Below are 16521 nucleotides of genomic sequence, written 5' to 3'. Positions count from 1 at the left end.
GGCCTGCCGGACGACGGTCACACCTTCGCACAAGGGGAAGGACCGGCGCCTTTCGTTTATCGCCGCTGCCGTCGCCGCCGCGTGCCGGAGAACGTCGCCGCGGCGGCTACGACAGCTGCGTCTGGACCTGGGAGGAGATCAGCTCCAGGTGGTCGAGGTCGTGGAGGTCGAGGACCTGGAGGTAGATCCGCCGCGCACCGATCTCGGCGTAGCGGCCGATCTTGTCGACGACCTCGGCCGGGGAGCCGGCCAGGCCGTTGGCCTTGAGCTCGTCGACCTCGCGGCCGATGGCGGCGGCGCGGCGGGCCACCTCCTGGTCGCTGCCGCCGACGCAGACGACGAGGGCGTTGGAGTAGACGAGGTCGTCCGCGCGGCGGCCGGCCGCCTCGGCGGCGGCGCGCACCCGGCCGAACTGCCGCTCGCTGTCCTCGATCGAGGCGAACGGCATGTTGAACTCGTCGGCGTAGCGGGCGGCGAGGCGGGGGGTCCGGGTCGCGCCGTGGCCTCCGATCAGGACGGGGACCTTGTCCTGGGCGGGCTTGGGCAGCGCGGGCGAGTCCGTGAGGTCGTAGTGGGTGCCGTGGAAGTCGAAGGTCTCGCCGGTCTTCGTCGCCCACAGGCCGGTGACGATCTCCAGCTGCTCCTCCAGGCGGGCGAACTTCTCCTTCGGGAACGGGATGCCGTAGGCCTTGTGCTCCTGCTCGAACCAGCCCGCGCCCAGGCCGAGTTCGACGCGGCCGCCGGACATCTGGTCGACCTGGGCGACCTGGATGGCGAGCACGCCGGGCAGCCGGAAGGTGCCGGCGGTCATCAGGGTGCCGAGGCGGATGCGCTTGGTCTCGCGGGCGAGTCCGGCGAGGGTGATCCAGGCGTCGGTGGGTCCGGGGAGGCCGTCCACGGCGCCCATGCGGAGGTAGTGGTCGGACCGGAAGAACGCGTCGAATCCGAGGTCCTCGGTGGCCTTCGCCACGGTGAGCAAGGTGTCGTAGGTGGCCCCCTGCTGGGGCTCGGTGAAGATGCGAAGATCCATGCCCCCCATCCTGCCCGCTGTCGCGCCGGCCGCTGTCACCGGTTCCTCGGAGCGTCGTCGGGAAGGCCGTCGGCGGTCCGGGCGACGGCCACCGCCCACGAGCGACCCCCGTCCACGAGCGACCCCCGTCCACGGGCGACAGCCCCCGTCCAGGGGCGACACCCCTCCACGAAAGGGCGCGGTCCACGAGCGGGTGCGGTCCACGAGCGGGTGCGGTCCACGAGCGGGCACGATCCACGAAGGGGCGCGGTCCACGAGCGGGTGCGGTCGGGGTCTCGGCCCGTCTACCGGTCGGGCACGGTTTCCGCTCTGTCCGCCAGTCGGCGCAGCATCTCGCGGACGCGGTCCCGGGACTCGTCGGCCGCGTCGATCGCCTCCATGCACTGCCAGTACGTGCTCTCGTCGGCCGCGGCGCAGGCGATGCCCACGAGGGCTATGCCGACCTCGCCGAGGAGGCCGCCGAGGTACGTCAGGGCCTGGCGGGCGTCGCCCAGGTCGGTGAGCTGGGCGGCGCGCAGGTCCGCCAGGGCGAGCTGCGGGGTGCCCAGCACACCGCAGCCCCGGCCCGCCAGTTCGGTCAGGCCCAGTGCCTCGCCGCGCAGTTCGGGTGGGCCGGTGACCGCGAGGCGGCTGCCTATCGCCTGGGCCAGGGCCTGTGCCTGCCACACCTCCGTCAGGAGGTCCGGCGGGCTTCCGCCGGCCGCCAGGGCACGTCTGCTCGTCACGATGAGTCGCACCGCTTCCATGCGCTACCCCCGTCCGTCACAATATGTTACCGATACGCCCGGCCGATCACAACCTGCCCACTACACAGCGTGAGGCAATGCGGGCCGAAAAGCCAGGGCTGGACGGAAATCTGTCGACAGCCGACCGACATATGGCGGGATCTGGACTACGTAGAGTTAAAGCGGAGCCGATAACTCACCGTCACCGTCACCGTCGGTCGTCTCGCCTCACGGGGCCGGAAACCTGCGCTCGTTGCGGTCGATCTTCGCGTCCAGCGCGGCCAGCGGATCGATCCGCAGCGCCTCGCACAGTTGCAGCAGATAGGCGAGCACGTCCGCGACCTCGTCCGTCACCCGGTGCGCCGTCTCCGGGTCGTCCATCACCCGCGCCGACTCCTCCGGCGTCAGCCACTGGAAGATCTCCAGGAGTTCGGCGGCCTCGACGCTGAGGGCGGCGGCGAGGTTCTTGGGGGTGTGGTACGGCTGCCAGTCGCGGACCGCCGCGAACTCGGCCAGCCGGCGCTGCAGTTTCGTCACGTCGAGAGGTTCTGTCACGGCCCCAGGTGTACCACCGTGACGCCGTCCGCCCCGGCGGCCCAGGAGGCGTCGCTCACCGCGGCGACGAGGCGGATGTGCCCGCGGCGGCCCATCCGCGCGGCCAGCAGCAGCAGTTCGCGCCGCTGCCGCGCGTCCAGCGACCGTTCGAAGCGGTCGGCGAGGACGGTGAGCGTCTGCATCGCCGCGGGCACCTCCCCGGCGGCGTCGACCTCCAGCACCCCTGGCCCGGTCAGCAGGACCAGCGCGAGCGCGACGTACCTCAACTCGCCGTCGCCGAGGCGGCCCAGGGCCGTCCGGTGCCCGTCCCCGCGGTCGAGCAGCGCCCCGACCGTCCCGTCGCCCAGCGGCTCCGCGCGCACGTCCGCCACGTCTCCGGCGCATCCGGCGCGCACCGCCTCGACGAGCAGGGCGTGCCGGCGGCCGCACTCGGTCCGGGTGCGCCACAGGACGTCGGCGAGGTTGTCGCAGCCGCCCAGGAGACGGCCGGAGCCGGCCGGGACGGGGGCCCGCATCCGGCCGGGGCGCGGGTCGCAGGCGAAGACGGAGCGCAGGGCGACGACCGTCTGCTCGGCGGCGGCGAGCACCCGGCGCTATCCGTCGGTCCGGCCGGCCACCCGCAGCGGCAGCAGGGTGGTGCCGAGCCGGTCGTCCGGCAGCGGCGCCCGGGTCACCGGCGACGATCCGCCCGTGTGCCAGGCGGCCTGCACGAAGCGGCGCGCCGGGTCGCGCAGGGCCGTCTCCAGCAGCACCCGCCCGCCCGAGGTCAGCCGCTCCCCCACGACGCGCAGTTCGGGCTCGGCCTGTACGGCGACATCGAGCCGTACCGGCCCCTCGGGTCCGTCGACCGTGCAGCCGATGCGGAACCCGCGCCGCAGCTGGGCGTCGGGCCGGGCGCGCTCCGGCACGCAGGCGCCCGGGTCCGGGAACGCCTCGCCGACCGGGGCGCCGCCACCGAGCCGTGCCAGCGCCTCGTACGCCCGCAGCGCGCCGGTCTTGCCGCATCCGCTGCCCCCGGCGAACAGGGTGACGGGGCCGAGTCCGAAGGACGCCCCGCGGTGCCCGGCGAAGGCGGACAGCCGCAGCTCCGTGACGCGGGGCCGCGGCACGACCGCTCCGGCGGGAGGGGAGGAGGACGGCGAAAGGGACGAGGACTGGAACGGAGACGGGGACGGGGACGGGGACGGGGCGAGGGTGGGGAGCGGGGGTACGGGTGACACGGTCATGTGCGGACCGTAGGGGGCCCGGCGGGCGGTGAACCGTTCCGGCGGCGCCGCCTTCCCACGATCGGGGTACCGGTCGGAGCGCCGGGTCAGATCCCGGGGACCCCGGCGTTCCGCATGAGGCCGGTCACCTCGGTGTCGGCCGGGGTCAGCAGGAACACGTTCCGGTCGACCCGGTGCATGCCGCTGGCGAGGCCGAAGACGACGCCGGTGCTGAAGTCGAGGACGCGCTTGGCGACGTCGGCCTCCGCACCGCTCAGGTCGAGCAGGACGGGCACCCCGGCCATCAGCGTCTCGGCGACCTCGCGGGCGTCCGAGAAGACGTTGACCCGGAGGACGACGAGACGGCGGCGGGTCTCGGTCTCCGCGTCCGCGAACGCGCGGTGGTCCACCGCGGACGGCCAGGAGTCCCGTCCGCGCAGCGGCACGACCTGGGCGAGCCCCTCCCACTGTTCATCGGTGACGTCGTGGCGGTTCACCGGCTCCCCCCGACCTGACTCGCACTCGTTGCCTGCACCAGCCAATTCTTACGCCAAGTCACCCGTTCGGCCCAACAGCGACACGGTCCGCGACCGCTCCGGCAGCATCAGAACGCCACTGCGACCGCATCCGTGCGTATTCATCAACGTTCGGAGGCATTCGGCACCATCGCCTCATCCTCGACCAGTCATGCCCCTTTCATTCCCGATGGCGGCTTCTTACCGGCCTCACACCACGCTCTTCACCTCCCCCCGCGCCCCGTTCACCGGGCCCCACTAGCGTCCGGGCCGTGCACACGGCAGAGACCAAGCCGGTGACACCCGGCCGGCGGACACAGTCGGCGGTGTCCGCCGCCCCGGAACCCCCCGCCCAGTGGCACCGTGTCCTCACCCTGCTCGCCGACGTCAGCCTCTTCATCGGCACCCGGTCGGTGTGGACGCAGGCGGCCGGTCACCGGCTCGCCGTGGCCGCCGTCATCTCGGTCTGCTACGCCTCGGTCCTGGTGTGCGGGGTGCTGGCCCTGGTGGTGCGCCGGACGCGCACGCTGGCCCGGCTGGACCTGTGCGTGCTGGCGACCGCCGTGACGCTCGCCCTGTGCGCCTGGGTGATGTACCACCGGGGTTCCGACGAGGCGCTGCTGACCACGCAGGCCGCCCGCGAACTGGTCGCCGGCCACCAGGTGTACGGGCAGCCCTGGCCCTGGCTGTTCGGTCACGGCACAGCGCTCACCCCGACGGTGACCGGCGGCTACGACTTCACCTACGGCTACCCGCCGCTCGTCCCGCTGCTCACCGCGCCGCTGCTGTGGCTGGGTCACGGTGGCGCCCCGGCGACGGCGGTGAGCACGGGCGCGCTCGTCGCCGGCACGGTCGTGCTGTGGCGCATGCTGCCGGTGCCGTGGCGGCCGGCGGCGACCATGGTGTGCCTGGGCTTCGGCTTCCTGCCCATGTACGCCCGCCTCGGCTATCCGGCGATCACCGCGCTGGCGCTGCTGGTGCCGGTGGTGGTGGGCTGGCCGCGGACCGGGCGGGGCGGACGGCTCGGCCCGGCCGGTGTGATGCGCGCCGGATGCCTGGGCGCGGCCTGCGCGGCGCAGCAACTGCCTTGGTTCCTCGCGCCGTTCCTGCTCGCCGGTATCTACGCGGTGCGCCGGGGGGAACTGGGCGGCCGGGCGGCGGCGCTGGTGGTGCTGCGGATCACCGGTGCCGCCGCGACCGTGTGGCTGCTGCTGAACACGTACTTCCTGGTGAGCGAGCCGGGCACCTGGCTCACCGGCATCGCGCTGCCGCTGACGCAGGGGGCGACGGTGCACGGGCAGGGCCTGGTGGACGTCTCGCTGTACCTCACCGACGGCAGCGACCGGATCGACTGGTACGCGCACGCGAGTCTGCTGCTGGCCGCCGCGCTGCTCACGCTGCTGGTGCTGTTCCCGCGCCGTCTGGGCGCGGCGGCGACCGTCCTGCCCTGGTGCGCCTTCTACCTGGCGACCCGTTCGCAGGACGGCTACTACCTGATGATGACGCCGCTGTGGCTGGCGGCCGCGGTCACCGCTCCGCCCTCGGAGTTCGCCCGCGCCTGGCAGCCCCGGCCGCGGCCGCTGGCGGGGCCGTACCGGCGTCCCGCGCTGGCTGCGGCGGCCGTGCTGGTGGTGCTGCCGGCGTCGGCGAGCGCGGTCTTCGCGGTCACCGGGTCGCCGCCGCTGCGGATGCGCGTCGCCGCGGTGCGGCGGGTCTCGGCGGACGTCGTGTCGCGCCTGACGGTGCGGGTCGCCAACACCGGGGGAACCGCCCTGACACCCCACTTCATGCTGACCACGGACCAGGGTTCGGGCCGGTACTGGTCACTGGTGCGGGGGCCGGCGACGGTGCCCGCCCACGGCACCGTACGGATGGAGATCAGGCCGTCCGGCGGGCGGTTCCGACTGCCCGCGCCGGGCGTGCGGATCCGGCTGCGCGCCTTCACGGCGACGCCGCAGACGCTGTCGAGCACGGACATCCGGCTGCGGCCGGCACGGGCTGGGGACGGGACGCCGTAGGCGGAGACGGTCGCCGCAGGACGGGAGGCGGAACACCGCAGCCGAGGGACGGTCACCACAGAACGGGAGACCGAACACCGCAGCCGAGGGACGGTCACCACAGAACGGGAGACGGTCGCCCTGGAACGGCAGCCGGGATGCCGCAGAGGCCGACCGGGAGGCCGCAGAGCGGGTGGTCCGGAGGCCGTGGGACGGGAAGGCCGCGGCGCGCGAGTCGGCCCGTCGCGGCGCGGGTGGGCCGGGCGGGGCTGGGTACCCGGCGGGCCTCTGCCGTGACCGCACCGGCGACCGAAGGAGGAGACCATGGGCGCGCTGGATCTGCCCGGACCCGTCGTCCGCCGTCCCGGGGCGGCGCCCCCGGCCGACCCGGCGCGGCTGGAGGCCGCGCTGCGTGAGCGGGTCGACGGGGAGGTGCGGTTCGACGCCGGGAGCCGGGCGGCGTACTCCACTGACGCCTCGAACTTCCGGCAGACGCCGATCGGGGTGGTCGTGCCGCGCAGCCCCGAGGCGGCCGCCGAGGCGGTGGCCGTCGCGCGCGAGCACGGCGCGCCTGTGCTGTCCCGGGGCGGCGGGACCAGCCTGGCCGGGCAGTGCACCAACACGGCCGTGGTGATCGACTGGTCGAAGTACTGCAACCGCGTCGAGTCCGTCGACCCGGACACCCGCACCTGCGTCGTCCAGCCCGGCATCGTCCTCGACGACCTCAACCGGCAGCTCGCGCCCACGGGTCTGCGCTACGGCCCCGAACCCGCCACTCACGCCAACTGCACGATCGGCGGGATGATCGGCAACAACTCCTGCGGCGCGACCGCCCAGGCGTACGGGAAGGTCGTGGACAACCTCGCCCGCCTGGAGGTGCTGCTGTACGACGGCACCCGGTTCTGGTGCGGCGAGACGAGCGACGAGGAGTACGCCGAGATCGAGCGGCAGGGCGATCTGCGCGCCGCCGTCTACCGGCGGCTGCGCGCCCTGCGCGACGCCTGCACGGACGAGGTCCGCCGCCGTTTCCCGGACATCCCGCGCCGGGTCTCCGGCTACAACCTGGACTCGCTGCTGCCGGAGCACGGCTTCGACGTGGCGGGACTGCTGGTGGGCAGCGAGTCGACGCTGGTCACGGTACTGCGGGCCGAGCTGGAACTGGTGCCGGTGGTGCCGGAACGCGCGCTCGTGGTGCTCGGCTTCCCCAGCATCGACCGCGCCGGCGACGCCGTGCCGACGATCCTGCCGTACCAGCCGATCGCGCTGGAGGGCGTCGACGAACGGCTGGTCCGCGACGAGCGGATCAAGCGCCTCAACCCCAAGGCGCTGGCGCAACTCCCCGCCGGGCGCGCGTACTTGATGGTGCAGTTCGGTGCGGACACACTCGACGAGGCGGAGCAGCGGGCGCACCGCATGCTGGCCGGACTGCACGAGTCCGAGCACGATGCCGACGTCGCCTTCCTGGACGACCCCTGCCACGAGGAGGAGTTGTGGCAGGTGCGCGAGGCCGGGCTCGGCGCGACCGCGCACATCCCGGGGCGGGCGGACACGTTCGAGGGCTGGGAGGACTCGGCGGTGCCGCCCGAGCGGCTGGGCGACTACCTGCGCCGACTGCGCGGCCTGTTCGAGGAGTTCGGGTACCAGAGCGAGACCGGCCCCAGTCTGTACGGCCACTTCGGGCAGGGCTGCGTGCACACCCGCATCCCGTTCGACCTGTACAGCGCGGACGGGGTGGCGGCCTACCGGCGGTTCATGGAGCGCGCGGCCGACCTGGTGGCCGAGTTCGGCGGCTCCTTCTCCGGCGAGCACGGCGACGGGCAGAGCCGGGGCGAGCTGCTGCCGCGGATGTTCGGCGAGGAGCTGGTGGAGGCGTTCGGGCGGCTCAAGGCCGTCTTCGATCCCGGCGACCGGATGAATCCGGGGAAGGTCGTGGCGCCGTACCGGCTGGACGAGAACCTTCGCCTGGGCGGCGACTGGGCCCCGCACGACCCGCGTGACCTGCGCTTCCGCTTCCCGCACGACGGCGGGTCGTTCGCCCAGGCCGCCAACCGGTGCGTGGGCGTGGGCAAGTGCCGGCAGCTGACGAACCAGGGCGGTTCGGTGATGTGCCCGTCGTACCAGGTGACGCGGGAGGAGGAGCACTCCACGCGGGGGCGGGCGCGGCTGCTGTTCGAGATGCTCGACGGGCACGGGGACAGCGCGCTGTCGGGTGGCTGGCGGTCGGAGGCGGTCAAGGACGCGCTCGACCTGTGCCTCGCCTGCAAGGGGTGCAAGAAGGACTGTCCCGCCGACGTGGACATGGCCACGTACAAGGCCGAGTTCCTGTCGCACCACTACCGCGGGCGGCCGTGGCGCAGGCCCCGCTCGGACCTGTCCCTGGGCTGGCTGCCGGTCGTCGCGCAGCTGGTCGGCCGGGCCCGGCTCGGGCCGGCCGTCAACGCGCTCACGCACACGCCGCCGCTGTCGAAGGCGGCCGCCGCGGTGGCGGGGATCGAGGACCGGGAGGTGCCGCTGTTCGCGGACCGGACGCTGCGGCAGTGGTTCGCGGGGCGCCACGAGCGGAACGGCGACGGCCGGCGCGGCAGCGTGCTGCTGTGGCCGGACACGTTCACGAACTTCTTCCACCCGCACATCGGGCAGGCCGCGGTGGATCTGCTGGAGCACGCGGGCTGGCGGGTGGAGATGCCACGGGAGCCGCTGTGCTGCGGGCTGACGTGGATCTCCACCGGGCAGCTCGGCGTCGCCGAACGCGTCCTGGCCCGCACCGTACGCCGGCTCGCCGGGCACGTCCGGGCGGGCGGGCTGGTCGTCGGCCTCGAACCGAGCTGCACCACCGTCTTCCGCTCCGACCTGGGCGAGCTGTTCCCCGGCGACCAGGACGCGCGCAGGCTGACCGCTCAGACGGTGACGCTCGCCGAGCTGCTCACCGAGCACAGCCCCGGCTACGAGCCGCCCCAGGTGCCGGAGCGGTCGGCGCGGGCGCTGGCGCAGGTGCACTGCCACCAGCACGCGGTGCTGGGCTGGGACGCCGACCAGGAACTGCTGCGCCGGGCCGGGGTGGACGCCGAGCGACTGGAGTCCGGCTGCTGCGGGCTGGCCGGCAACTTCGGCTTCGAGCGCGGCCACCTGGACGTCAGCACGGCGTGCGCGGAGCGGGTGCTGCTGCCCCGGCTGCGGGAGGCCGACGCGCAGACCGTCGCCCTCGCCGACGGCTTCAGCTGCCGCACCCAGATCCACGAGCTGGACAGCGGCGGGCACGAGGCCGTGCACGTGGCCGAGCTGCTGGCCTCGGCGCTGCCCGCCGACGCCCACGGCAGCGCCTACGCCGTCGCCCCCGGCGCCCGCCCCGCCCCCCCGGGCCGCCGCGCCAAGGCCGCCGTGCTCGCCGCCGCGGGCCTGACCGGCGCCGGAATCGCCGCGGCGGGAGTACGGCTGGGGGTGCGACCGGGGGTACGGCGCTGAGCCCGGGCCGCGACGCGACGTGCGCGGTGCGCTGCATGCCTTGCGTCGCGCGCTTCGCGTCGCGCGTCGGCCGTCGTACGCGTGCGGCGTGCCGCGTGCCGCGTGCCGCGTGCGACGTGCGACGTGCGACGTGCCGCGTGCGGCGTGCGGCGTGCCGCGTGCCGCGTGCGACGTGCGACGTGCCGCGTGCCGCGTGCCGCGTGCCGCGTGCCGCGTGCGGCGTGCGGCGTGCGCGTGCGGCGGCCGCAGGCTGTGCTCCGTGCGCCGTCCGACGCGGTCACCGCGACGCCAGGCCCGCGGTGACGGCCCACCGCTGAGGCGCGGAACGCGCCCGAAAGCGCCAACTCGCCCGCAAGGGAAGGCGAGTGACGGCGAGTGGGCGGCGGGAGACGACGGAAGTCGGCGGAAGTCGGCGGAAGTCGGCGGGACACCCGACCGCCCCTCACAGGTAACCCGAACATCCCCCGGACTAGGGGTAACCGGCGGTAAGTTCTGCCCTGCGCACTTCTGTCATGTCCCCACCATCGCCGCTCAGGAGACTCCCCATGCGCAGACTCCTCGCCTGTCTGGCCACGGCAGCCGCCGTCCTCAGCGGGATAACCGCCGCCGCCCCCTCAGCGGCGGCCGCCGACGCGGGTGCCTTCAGCGTCCTCAGCTACAACGTGGCCGGCCTGCCCGAGAGCCTGTCCAGCGCGCCGGCCCCCCGCGAGCCGGCCACCACCGAGATCGGCAAGCGCATCGCGCCGTACGACATCGTGCACGTGCAGGAGGACTTCAACTACCACGCCGCCCTCTACGCCGGCGACACCTCGCACGCCTACCGCACCCCCACCAGCGGCGGCGCGGGCATCGGCAGCGGGCTCAACACCCTCTCCAAGATCCCCTACGACGTGGACGACTTCGAGCGGGTGCGCTGGAACTCCTGCCAGTACGACTCCGGCGACTGCCTCACCCCCAAGGGCTTCACGTTCATGCGCGTGCGCCTCGCCGAGGGCGTCTACGTGGACTTCTACAACATCCACACCAACGCCGGCACCAACGACGGCGACCTCGCCTCCCGCGCCGACAACCTCAACCAGCTCAGCGGCTTCATCGCGACCCACTCCGCCGGCAACGCGGTCGTGGTGATGGGCGACACCAACACCCGCTACACGCGCACCGGCGACACGATCGCCGAGTTCGCCGCCGCCAACGGCCTCACCGACGCCTGGGTCCAGCTGGTCCGCGACGGCACCCCGCCCGCCAAGGGCAGCGACGCCCTGGTGTGCGACCAGTCCCAGCCGACGGTGCCCGACACCTGCGAGGTCGTCGACAAGGTCCTCTACCGCGGCAGCAGGCTCGTCTCGCTGAACGCCACCTCCTACGGCAACAAGCACGCCGGCTTCCTCACCGACGACGGGCTCATGCTCTCCGACCACGACCCGGTCGCGGTGGGCTTCTCCTGGTCGCGCGACTCCGCCTACCGGCTGAGCGACCAGTTCGGCGGCCCGCACGGCGACTACTTCACCGACATCGACAAGGTTCCGGCCGGCGCGCGCGCCACCACCGTCGGCCTGCGCGCCGGCTCCCGCGTCGACCAGCTGAGCGTCACCCTGAGCGGCGGCACCACGCTCACCCACGGCGGCACCGGCGGCACCGCGTCCTCCCTCACGCTGGGCAGCGGCGAGTACCTGACCACCGCCTACCTGTGCCAGGGCGTGAAGGACGGCCACACCAGGATCTTCTACGCCAGGTTCACCACCAGCCTCGGCCGCACCCTGGCCGGCGGCTCGACCACCTCCGACTGCGTCACCCGCACCGCCCCCTCCGGCTGGCAGATCGCCGGGTTCCACGGCCGGACCGGCGACGAGGTCGACAAGATCGGGTTCATCTACACCCAGCGCTGACCGGCCCGGACGCGGGGCGCGGCCGGGCGCGCGGAAGGATCACGCGGAACAACCGACACGGTGACCGACGCGTACGTGGCCGCGCCCTAAACCGTTCTGACCGCGGCAGGCAGGCCGGGGCATGCGAAAAGCGCCTTCCGCGCTGAGCGGCCGGGCCCTGGACGAGGCCCGGCCGTCCTCGGCGGAAGGCGCTTCACCCGCGCGCCCCCGCGGGTGGTCGCCCGCGGCGCGCTACCCGTTCGTCTCCGTGGCCGTGGTCGTCGTGAACGGCAGGACCAGGCGGGACGGGTGGGCGGCGTCGCGGTAGATCTTGTGGGTGACGGGGCGGCCCACCGGCAGGTGGAAGGCGTCCGGCGGCAGCAGGGCATTGTGCGCGTCGGTCAGCGGCTCGTCGTTGGAGAGTTCCACGACCAGCCGGTGGCCCGGCAGGAACGTCGCCGCGAACGGGTAGACCCGCAGCACGTACTCCTCGGTCTTCCCCGGTTCGACCGGCACCGCGCGGGTGTGCGGGTGGTAGGGGTCGCCCTCGGTGGTGCGCTCCTCGTCCAGCTCGCGGTGGGAGGCCTTCAGGTAGGCGGTGGTGATGAGCTGCCGGCCGCCGCCGGGGGCCTCGTCCCACATGCGCAGGACGAAGTTGGTGTCGGGCTGGTCGATCTCGGCGAAGAGGTGCGCCGCGCCCGGGCCGATCATCTCGGTCGGCTCGGTGAACGGCTCCGTGCTCCAGCTGAGGATCTCCACCTTGTCGGTCACCGTCAGCGGCGCCTGGTAGAAGCCGTCGGGGGCGGCGTACTCGGCGCCCATCGGCTCGGGCTCGAAGGAGAGCTTGCGGCGCGGGCGGAAGTAGAGCGACCGGTACTCGACCGGCTTCGGCGGCCACTGGGCGCCGGTGACGGTCTCGCGCGAGCCCTCGACGTGGACGGTGACGGCGGGCTCGTCCATGACGCCGTTGTCGATACCCTTGATCCAGTAGTCGTACCAGCGGAACATCTTGTCGTGCTCCTCGATGAAGGGGCGCGACTGCATCGGCGGGTACGGGCCGATGTCCAGCTTCTTCGGGCCGTTCAGCGAGTTGAACAGCTCGATGGTGCCGTCCAGCGTCCAGCCGCGGCCCTGGTCGATCTGGAGCCAGACCGGGATGTCGATGTTCGGCGCGAGGGTGACCGGGTTGCGCTCCTCGTACCACTCGCCGTCGACCTCGTTCATCACGATGTCGAACCAGGCCTCGTGGTTCTTCGGGTAGTTGAGCACATGGACGAGATTGGGCCAGGCGGCCACGTCCGGGTCCTTCAGCCGCTCGGCGACGCGCTCCTTGATCTCCTCCGGCGAGAACGTCTCCAGCATGCGGGACTTGACGCCGTCGGTGAACGCCCAGCCGGAGTCGCCGCCGCGGCCCTCGCGGGCGGCGCGCGGCATGAACCACATGACGCCACCGTGGTAGGTGGTCTCGTAGAAGTCGTAGTGGCCGCCGCTGACGAAGATCGCCTTCAGGTGCGGGGGCCGCTCGGCCGCCGCCAGCACCTGCATCGAGCCGAAGTAGGAGATGCCGATCATGCCGACGTTGCCGTCGCACCACGGCTGCGCCGCGACCCACTCGATGAAGTCGTGGGCGTCCTGCCCGAGCGGGACCCCGCCGGCGTTGTAGTTGCCGATGTGCTCGCCCTCGGAGGCGCCGGAACCGCGCAGGTCGCCGATGACGTGGACGTAGCCCTCCTCGACCACGCGCGCGATGTCGCCGGCCTCGATGCACCCGTCCCACATCGGACTGGGCCGGCGCTGCGGCGGCGTGGTGAGCGCGAGGGCCTGCAGTTCCTTGCCGTACGGGCTCAGCGCCACCAGCGCCGGCCGCCGTGTGCCGTCCACGCCCCCGTAGGTGTCGGCGGCCAGCGTGACACCGTCGCGCATCGGCACCCGGAGGTCCTTGCGGACGGCGATCCGCCGGCCGCCTGCCTGAATCTGCTGAAACTCACTCATGGGTGTCGAAAAGCTCCTGTGTCACAAGTTCTGGTCGAGGCTCGTGCGGTAGCCGTGCATCGAGGTGAAGAACGGCGACGGTTCGAGCGTGGGGTCGCCGGTGTAGCCGAGTTCCTCGGCGACGGGGGCGAACGGGGAGTACGCCGAGTCGGTCTCCCGCAGCCCGGCCCGCAGGCAGCCGCAGGCTGCCTCGCCGACCCGGCCCTCGACCGCGAGGCTCTGGGTGATGGCCTCCTGGGCCTGGGCGGCGTCGAGTTCCACGCCGTACGGGGTCCCGTCGGCGCGACGGTAGGGGTGTCCCAGGTACAGGTGGCGCGGGCGGATCTCGTCGCGCAGGTACTCCAGGCCGGCGCGGTAGGCGGCCGGGTCGGTGTAGCCGGGGAAGCCGTTGGCGGCCCCGTGGACCTGCACGGCATCGCCGACGAACACCGACCGCTGACCGTCGACCACGTAGGCGACCGATCCGGGTGTGTGGCCCGGCATCGCGTGCACGGAGACGGTGACGCCGCCGCCGAGGGAGAGCGTCTCCCCGCCCCTGACGAGCAGGGAGGGCTCCATCTCGCCGGAGATGACGGCCTGCCCGGCGGCCGTCACCTTCGCCTCGCCCTCGGGGTCGCGCAGGTACCGGCCCCGTCCGGCGAGGTACTCCTCGACGTGGGCCCGGCGCGAGCGGAGCATCGGCGCGTCGGCCTCGTGGATCACCACCCGCGCACGCCGGCCGGTGAGCTCCCACAGGGCGTGCGCCCCGCCGACGTGGTCGATGTGACCGTGGGTCAGCAGGATCCAGCGCACGTCCTCGACGCGCCGCCCGATCGCCTCCAGCGCGGGAGCCATCCCCTCGGCGGGCGAGGAGGCGATCCCGGTGTCGACGACGGCCGGTTCGGGCGCGTCGATGAAGAAGCTGTAGAGACCGAACCGCCCCCAGGGCGAGACCAGGGGTTGGATGTCGACTGCGTGCGTCATGGCTCTCTTTCTGAACGCGTGATCGCGTGGTCGCCTACGAGATCACCTTCGTCATCGCCTACGAGATCACCTGCGTGATCACCTGCCTGATCACCTGCGAGGTCGCCGGGTCAGCGCCGGCGGAGGAAGTCGCGGGTCTCCTCGAACACCCGGTGGTACTCCGGGATCCAGGAGAAGTGCTGCACGAATCCGTGGCCCGCGCCCTCGTACCGGCTCACCGTCGCCTCCACTCCGGCCTCCCGCAGCCGCCGGCCGTACAACTCGCCCTCGTCGCGCAGCGGGTCGTACTGCGCGGTGACGACGAGGGCGGGCGGCAGCCCGCTGAGGTCCGCCCGCTTGACCGGCGAGACGAGCGGGTCCGCGGGATCGGCGCCGCTGTCCAGGTAGAAGGCGTTGAACGGCTTCAGCCCGGCCGTCTCCAGGCCGTAGCCCTGGGCGTTCTCCCGCAGCGAGGCGTAGCGGCCGGCGTCGAAGTCCAGGTCCAGGGAGGGGTAGTACAGGATCTGGTGGGTGATCCGGTCGAAGCCGTCGTCGTGCGCCCTGGCCGCGACCGCGGCCACGAAGGTGCCGCCGGAGCTGTCGCCGGCGAGGGCCAGCGTCGTGCCGTCCCAGCCGAGGCCGGCGTCCGGCTCGGCGGCCCAGCGCACGACCGCGCAGCAGTCGTCGAGACCGGCCGGGAAGGCGGCCTCCGGCGCCAGGCGGTAGCCGACGGAGACGACCTTGAGTCCGGTCTCCTTCGCCAGCGACCGCGCGACGTGGTCGTGCGTCTCCAGGCTGCCGAGGAAGAACGCGCCGCCGTGGAAGTAGACCAGCACGCCGTGGCGGTCGGCCTCGTCCGGGGTGTAGATCCGCACCGGCACGTCGCCCGACGCCGTCCGCGCGGTCACGTCGTCGACCGCGTGCAGCGGCAGCCGCTCCGCGAGCGGGGCGACGTGCGCCTCGTCCGCGGCGCGCATGGCGACCGGGTCGAGCGGACCCTCGGGCGGGGCCGGCAGGCTTGCGAGGATCTTCGCGATCTCGGGATGCAGCGGCATGGGCGTCAGTCCTGCGGCTGCTGGGCCGCGGGCTTCTGACCGGGGAAGACGTCGTTGATCTCGTCCTCGGTCCAGCCCTGGCGCGAGATGCGCTGCAGCTCGTCGGTCATCGGCTTGCGGGTGGCCTGGTACAGCGCCAGCGCCTCCTTCACGGAGTCCGCCTCGCGCAGGGCGTCGGCGAGCCCGCCGGCGTCCAGGATGGCCGAGTTCGCGCCCTGGCCCTGGTGGTGCAGCATCGAGTGGGCCGCGTCGCCCACGAGGGCGACGGAGTCCGAGTGCCAGGTGTCGACCGAGTCGATGTCGTAGACCGCGCGGATGTTCACGGCGCTCATGTCGAGTTCGCGCGCGATGCTGACCAGGCGCTCGTCGAAGCCCTGCACCGCCGCCATGAGGTCGTCCTTGGTGGCCGCCGGGGACCAGGAGCCGTCCGCGCACAGGGTGGTGACGTCGAACGACACCTGGCCCCGGTGACGCAGCGGCAGCAGGTAGATCTTCGTGCCGCGGCCGATGTACATCCGCAGGTTGTCGTCGACGACCATCCCGTGGGCGTCGTCGACGGAGATCACCGCACGGTAGGCGTGCTCACCGGAGAACACCGGGGCCTTGTCGCTGAACAGGTTCTGGCGCACCACCGACTTGATGCCGTCGGCTCCGACGACCAGGTCGGCCTCGACGGTTCTGCCGTTCGCGAAGGTGAGGACGGAACTGTCGCCCTTGTCCTGGACGCTCTCCAGTTTGTGACCGAGGTGCACCATGCCCTCGGGGAGCACGCCCAGGAGGGCCTCGATGAAGTCCCCGCGGTGGACCAGGTGGGTCTTGGTCTCCTCGGCGAAGTCGTCGATCTCCGGCCAGGTGTCCTTCATGATCGGGTCGCCGGTGGCCGTGAGGATCTCGAAGTAGTCGCTCGGCGAGCTCACCTTCGCGATCGCGTCGAAGATCCCCCACTGGCGGAACCGGTCCATGCTGGAGGGACGCAGACCGATGCCGGCGCCGACCTCGCGGATCTGGCCCGCCTGCTCGTAGACGTCGACATCGGCGCCGAGCAGGCTCAGGGCCTTGGCCGACGCCGCGCCGGCGTACCCCGCGCCGACGATGGCGATCTTCAGGTTCTTCAGGTCGGAAGTCTGCATTGGGTGCTTCTCTCTGCTTCTGGTGCCGGCTCTGGAGGGTCAGGTTCT

11 protein-coding genes and 1 pseudogene are annotated in these 16521 nt (G+C 72.9%); 3 read left to right on the top strand and 9 right to left on the bottom strand.

From position 1 onward, the window contains the following. Positions 1-106: 106 nt before the first annotated feature. From VKA29_RS11625 to VKA29_RS11605, 5 genes and pseudogenes are all read right to left on the bottom strand, one after another. Entirely contained in the window at positions 107-1030 is a 924-nt protein-coding gene (locus VKA29_RS11625) for an LLM class F420-dependent oxidoreductase (protein WP_324785297.1), read from the bottom strand. 284 nt (positions 1031-1314) lie between these two features. Next, entirely contained in the window at positions 1315-1776 is a 462-nt protein-coding gene (locus tag VKA29_RS11620) for a DUF6099 family protein (RefSeq protein ID WP_324785296.1), read from the bottom strand. 207 nt (positions 1777-1983) lie between these two features. Beyond that, a complete protein-coding gene (locus tag VKA29_RS11615; RefSeq protein WP_324785295.1) occupies positions 1984-2310 on the bottom strand; it encodes a nucleotide pyrophosphohydrolase in 327 nt (108 codons plus the stop codon). Then, a pseudogene (locus tag VKA29_RS11610) lies at positions 2307-3536 on the bottom strand (ATP-binding protein). The gene VKA29_RS11615 and the pseudogene VKA29_RS11610 overlap by 4 nt, the downstream one beginning before the upstream one ends. A gap of 86 nt (positions 3537-3622) precedes the next feature. After that, positions 3623-4012 carry a cell division protein SepF gene (locus tag VKA29_RS11605; protein ID WP_324785293.1) on the bottom strand — a complete coding sequence of 130 codons (390 nt, stop codon included), beginning with the start codon at positions 4010-4012 and terminating at the stop codon, positions 3623-3625. 344 nt (positions 4013-4356) lie between these two features. Between VKA29_RS11605 and VKA29_RS11600 the strand changes: the two genes are divergently transcribed. The 3 genes from VKA29_RS11600 (at position 4357) to VKA29_RS11590 (ending at position 11375) form a co-directional block, all read left to right on the top strand. Beyond that, a complete protein-coding gene (locus VKA29_RS11600; protein ID WP_420718471.1) occupies positions 4357-6048 on the top strand; it encodes a hypothetical protein in 1692 nt (563 codons plus the stop codon). A gap of 303 nt (positions 6049-6351) precedes the next feature. Then, positions 6352-9489: an FAD-binding and (Fe-S)-binding domain-containing protein gene (locus VKA29_RS11595; RefSeq protein ID WP_324785289.1), complete on the top strand. Its 3138-nt coding sequence runs from the start codon at positions 6352-6354 to the stop codon at positions 9487-9489. Between the two features lie 545 nt (positions 9490-10034). Beyond that, on the top strand, positions 10035-11375 hold the full coding sequence (locus VKA29_RS11590) for a jacalin-like lectin (protein ID WP_324785288.1): 1341 nt from the start codon (positions 10035-10037) through the stop codon (positions 11373-11375). Positions 11376-11606: 231 nt separating this feature from the next. On the opposite strand, the gene VKA29_RS11585 is transcribed toward VKA29_RS11590, so the two are convergent. The 4 genes from VKA29_RS11585 to VKA29_RS11570 form a co-directional block, all read right to left on the bottom strand. Further along, entirely contained in the window at positions 11607-13346 is a 1740-nt protein-coding gene (locus VKA29_RS11585; RefSeq protein WP_324785287.1) for a CocE/NonD family hydrolase, read from the bottom strand. Positions 13347-13367: 21 nt separating this feature from the next. Further along, positions 13368-14309, bottom strand: a complete 942-nt coding sequence (locus VKA29_RS11580; protein ID WP_324785286.1) for an MBL fold metallo-hydrolase — start codon at positions 14307-14309, stop codon at positions 13368-13370. A 110-nt stretch (positions 14310-14419) separates the two neighbouring features. Beyond that, positions 14420-15343 (bottom strand): alpha/beta hydrolase, encoded by a 924-nt coding sequence (locus VKA29_RS11575; RefSeq protein WP_324785285.1) that lies wholly within the window; start codon positions 15341-15343, stop codon positions 14420-14422. Positions 15344-15348: 5 nt separating this feature from the next. Beyond that, on the bottom strand, positions 15349-16473 hold the full coding sequence (locus VKA29_RS11570; RefSeq protein WP_324785284.1) for an NAD(P)/FAD-dependent oxidoreductase: 1125 nt from the start codon (positions 16471-16473) through the stop codon (positions 15349-15351). Between the last annotated feature and the right edge of the window lie 48 nt (positions 16474-16521).

The organism is Streptomyces sp. H51 (genome assembly GCF_035656535.1).
Taxonomy (GTDB): Bacteria; Actinomycetota; Actinomycetes; order Streptomycetales; family Streptomycetaceae; genus Streptomyces.
The sequence above is the reverse complement of the archived record's forward strand: the minus strand, read 5'-3'. Positions and strand labels throughout refer to the sequence as shown.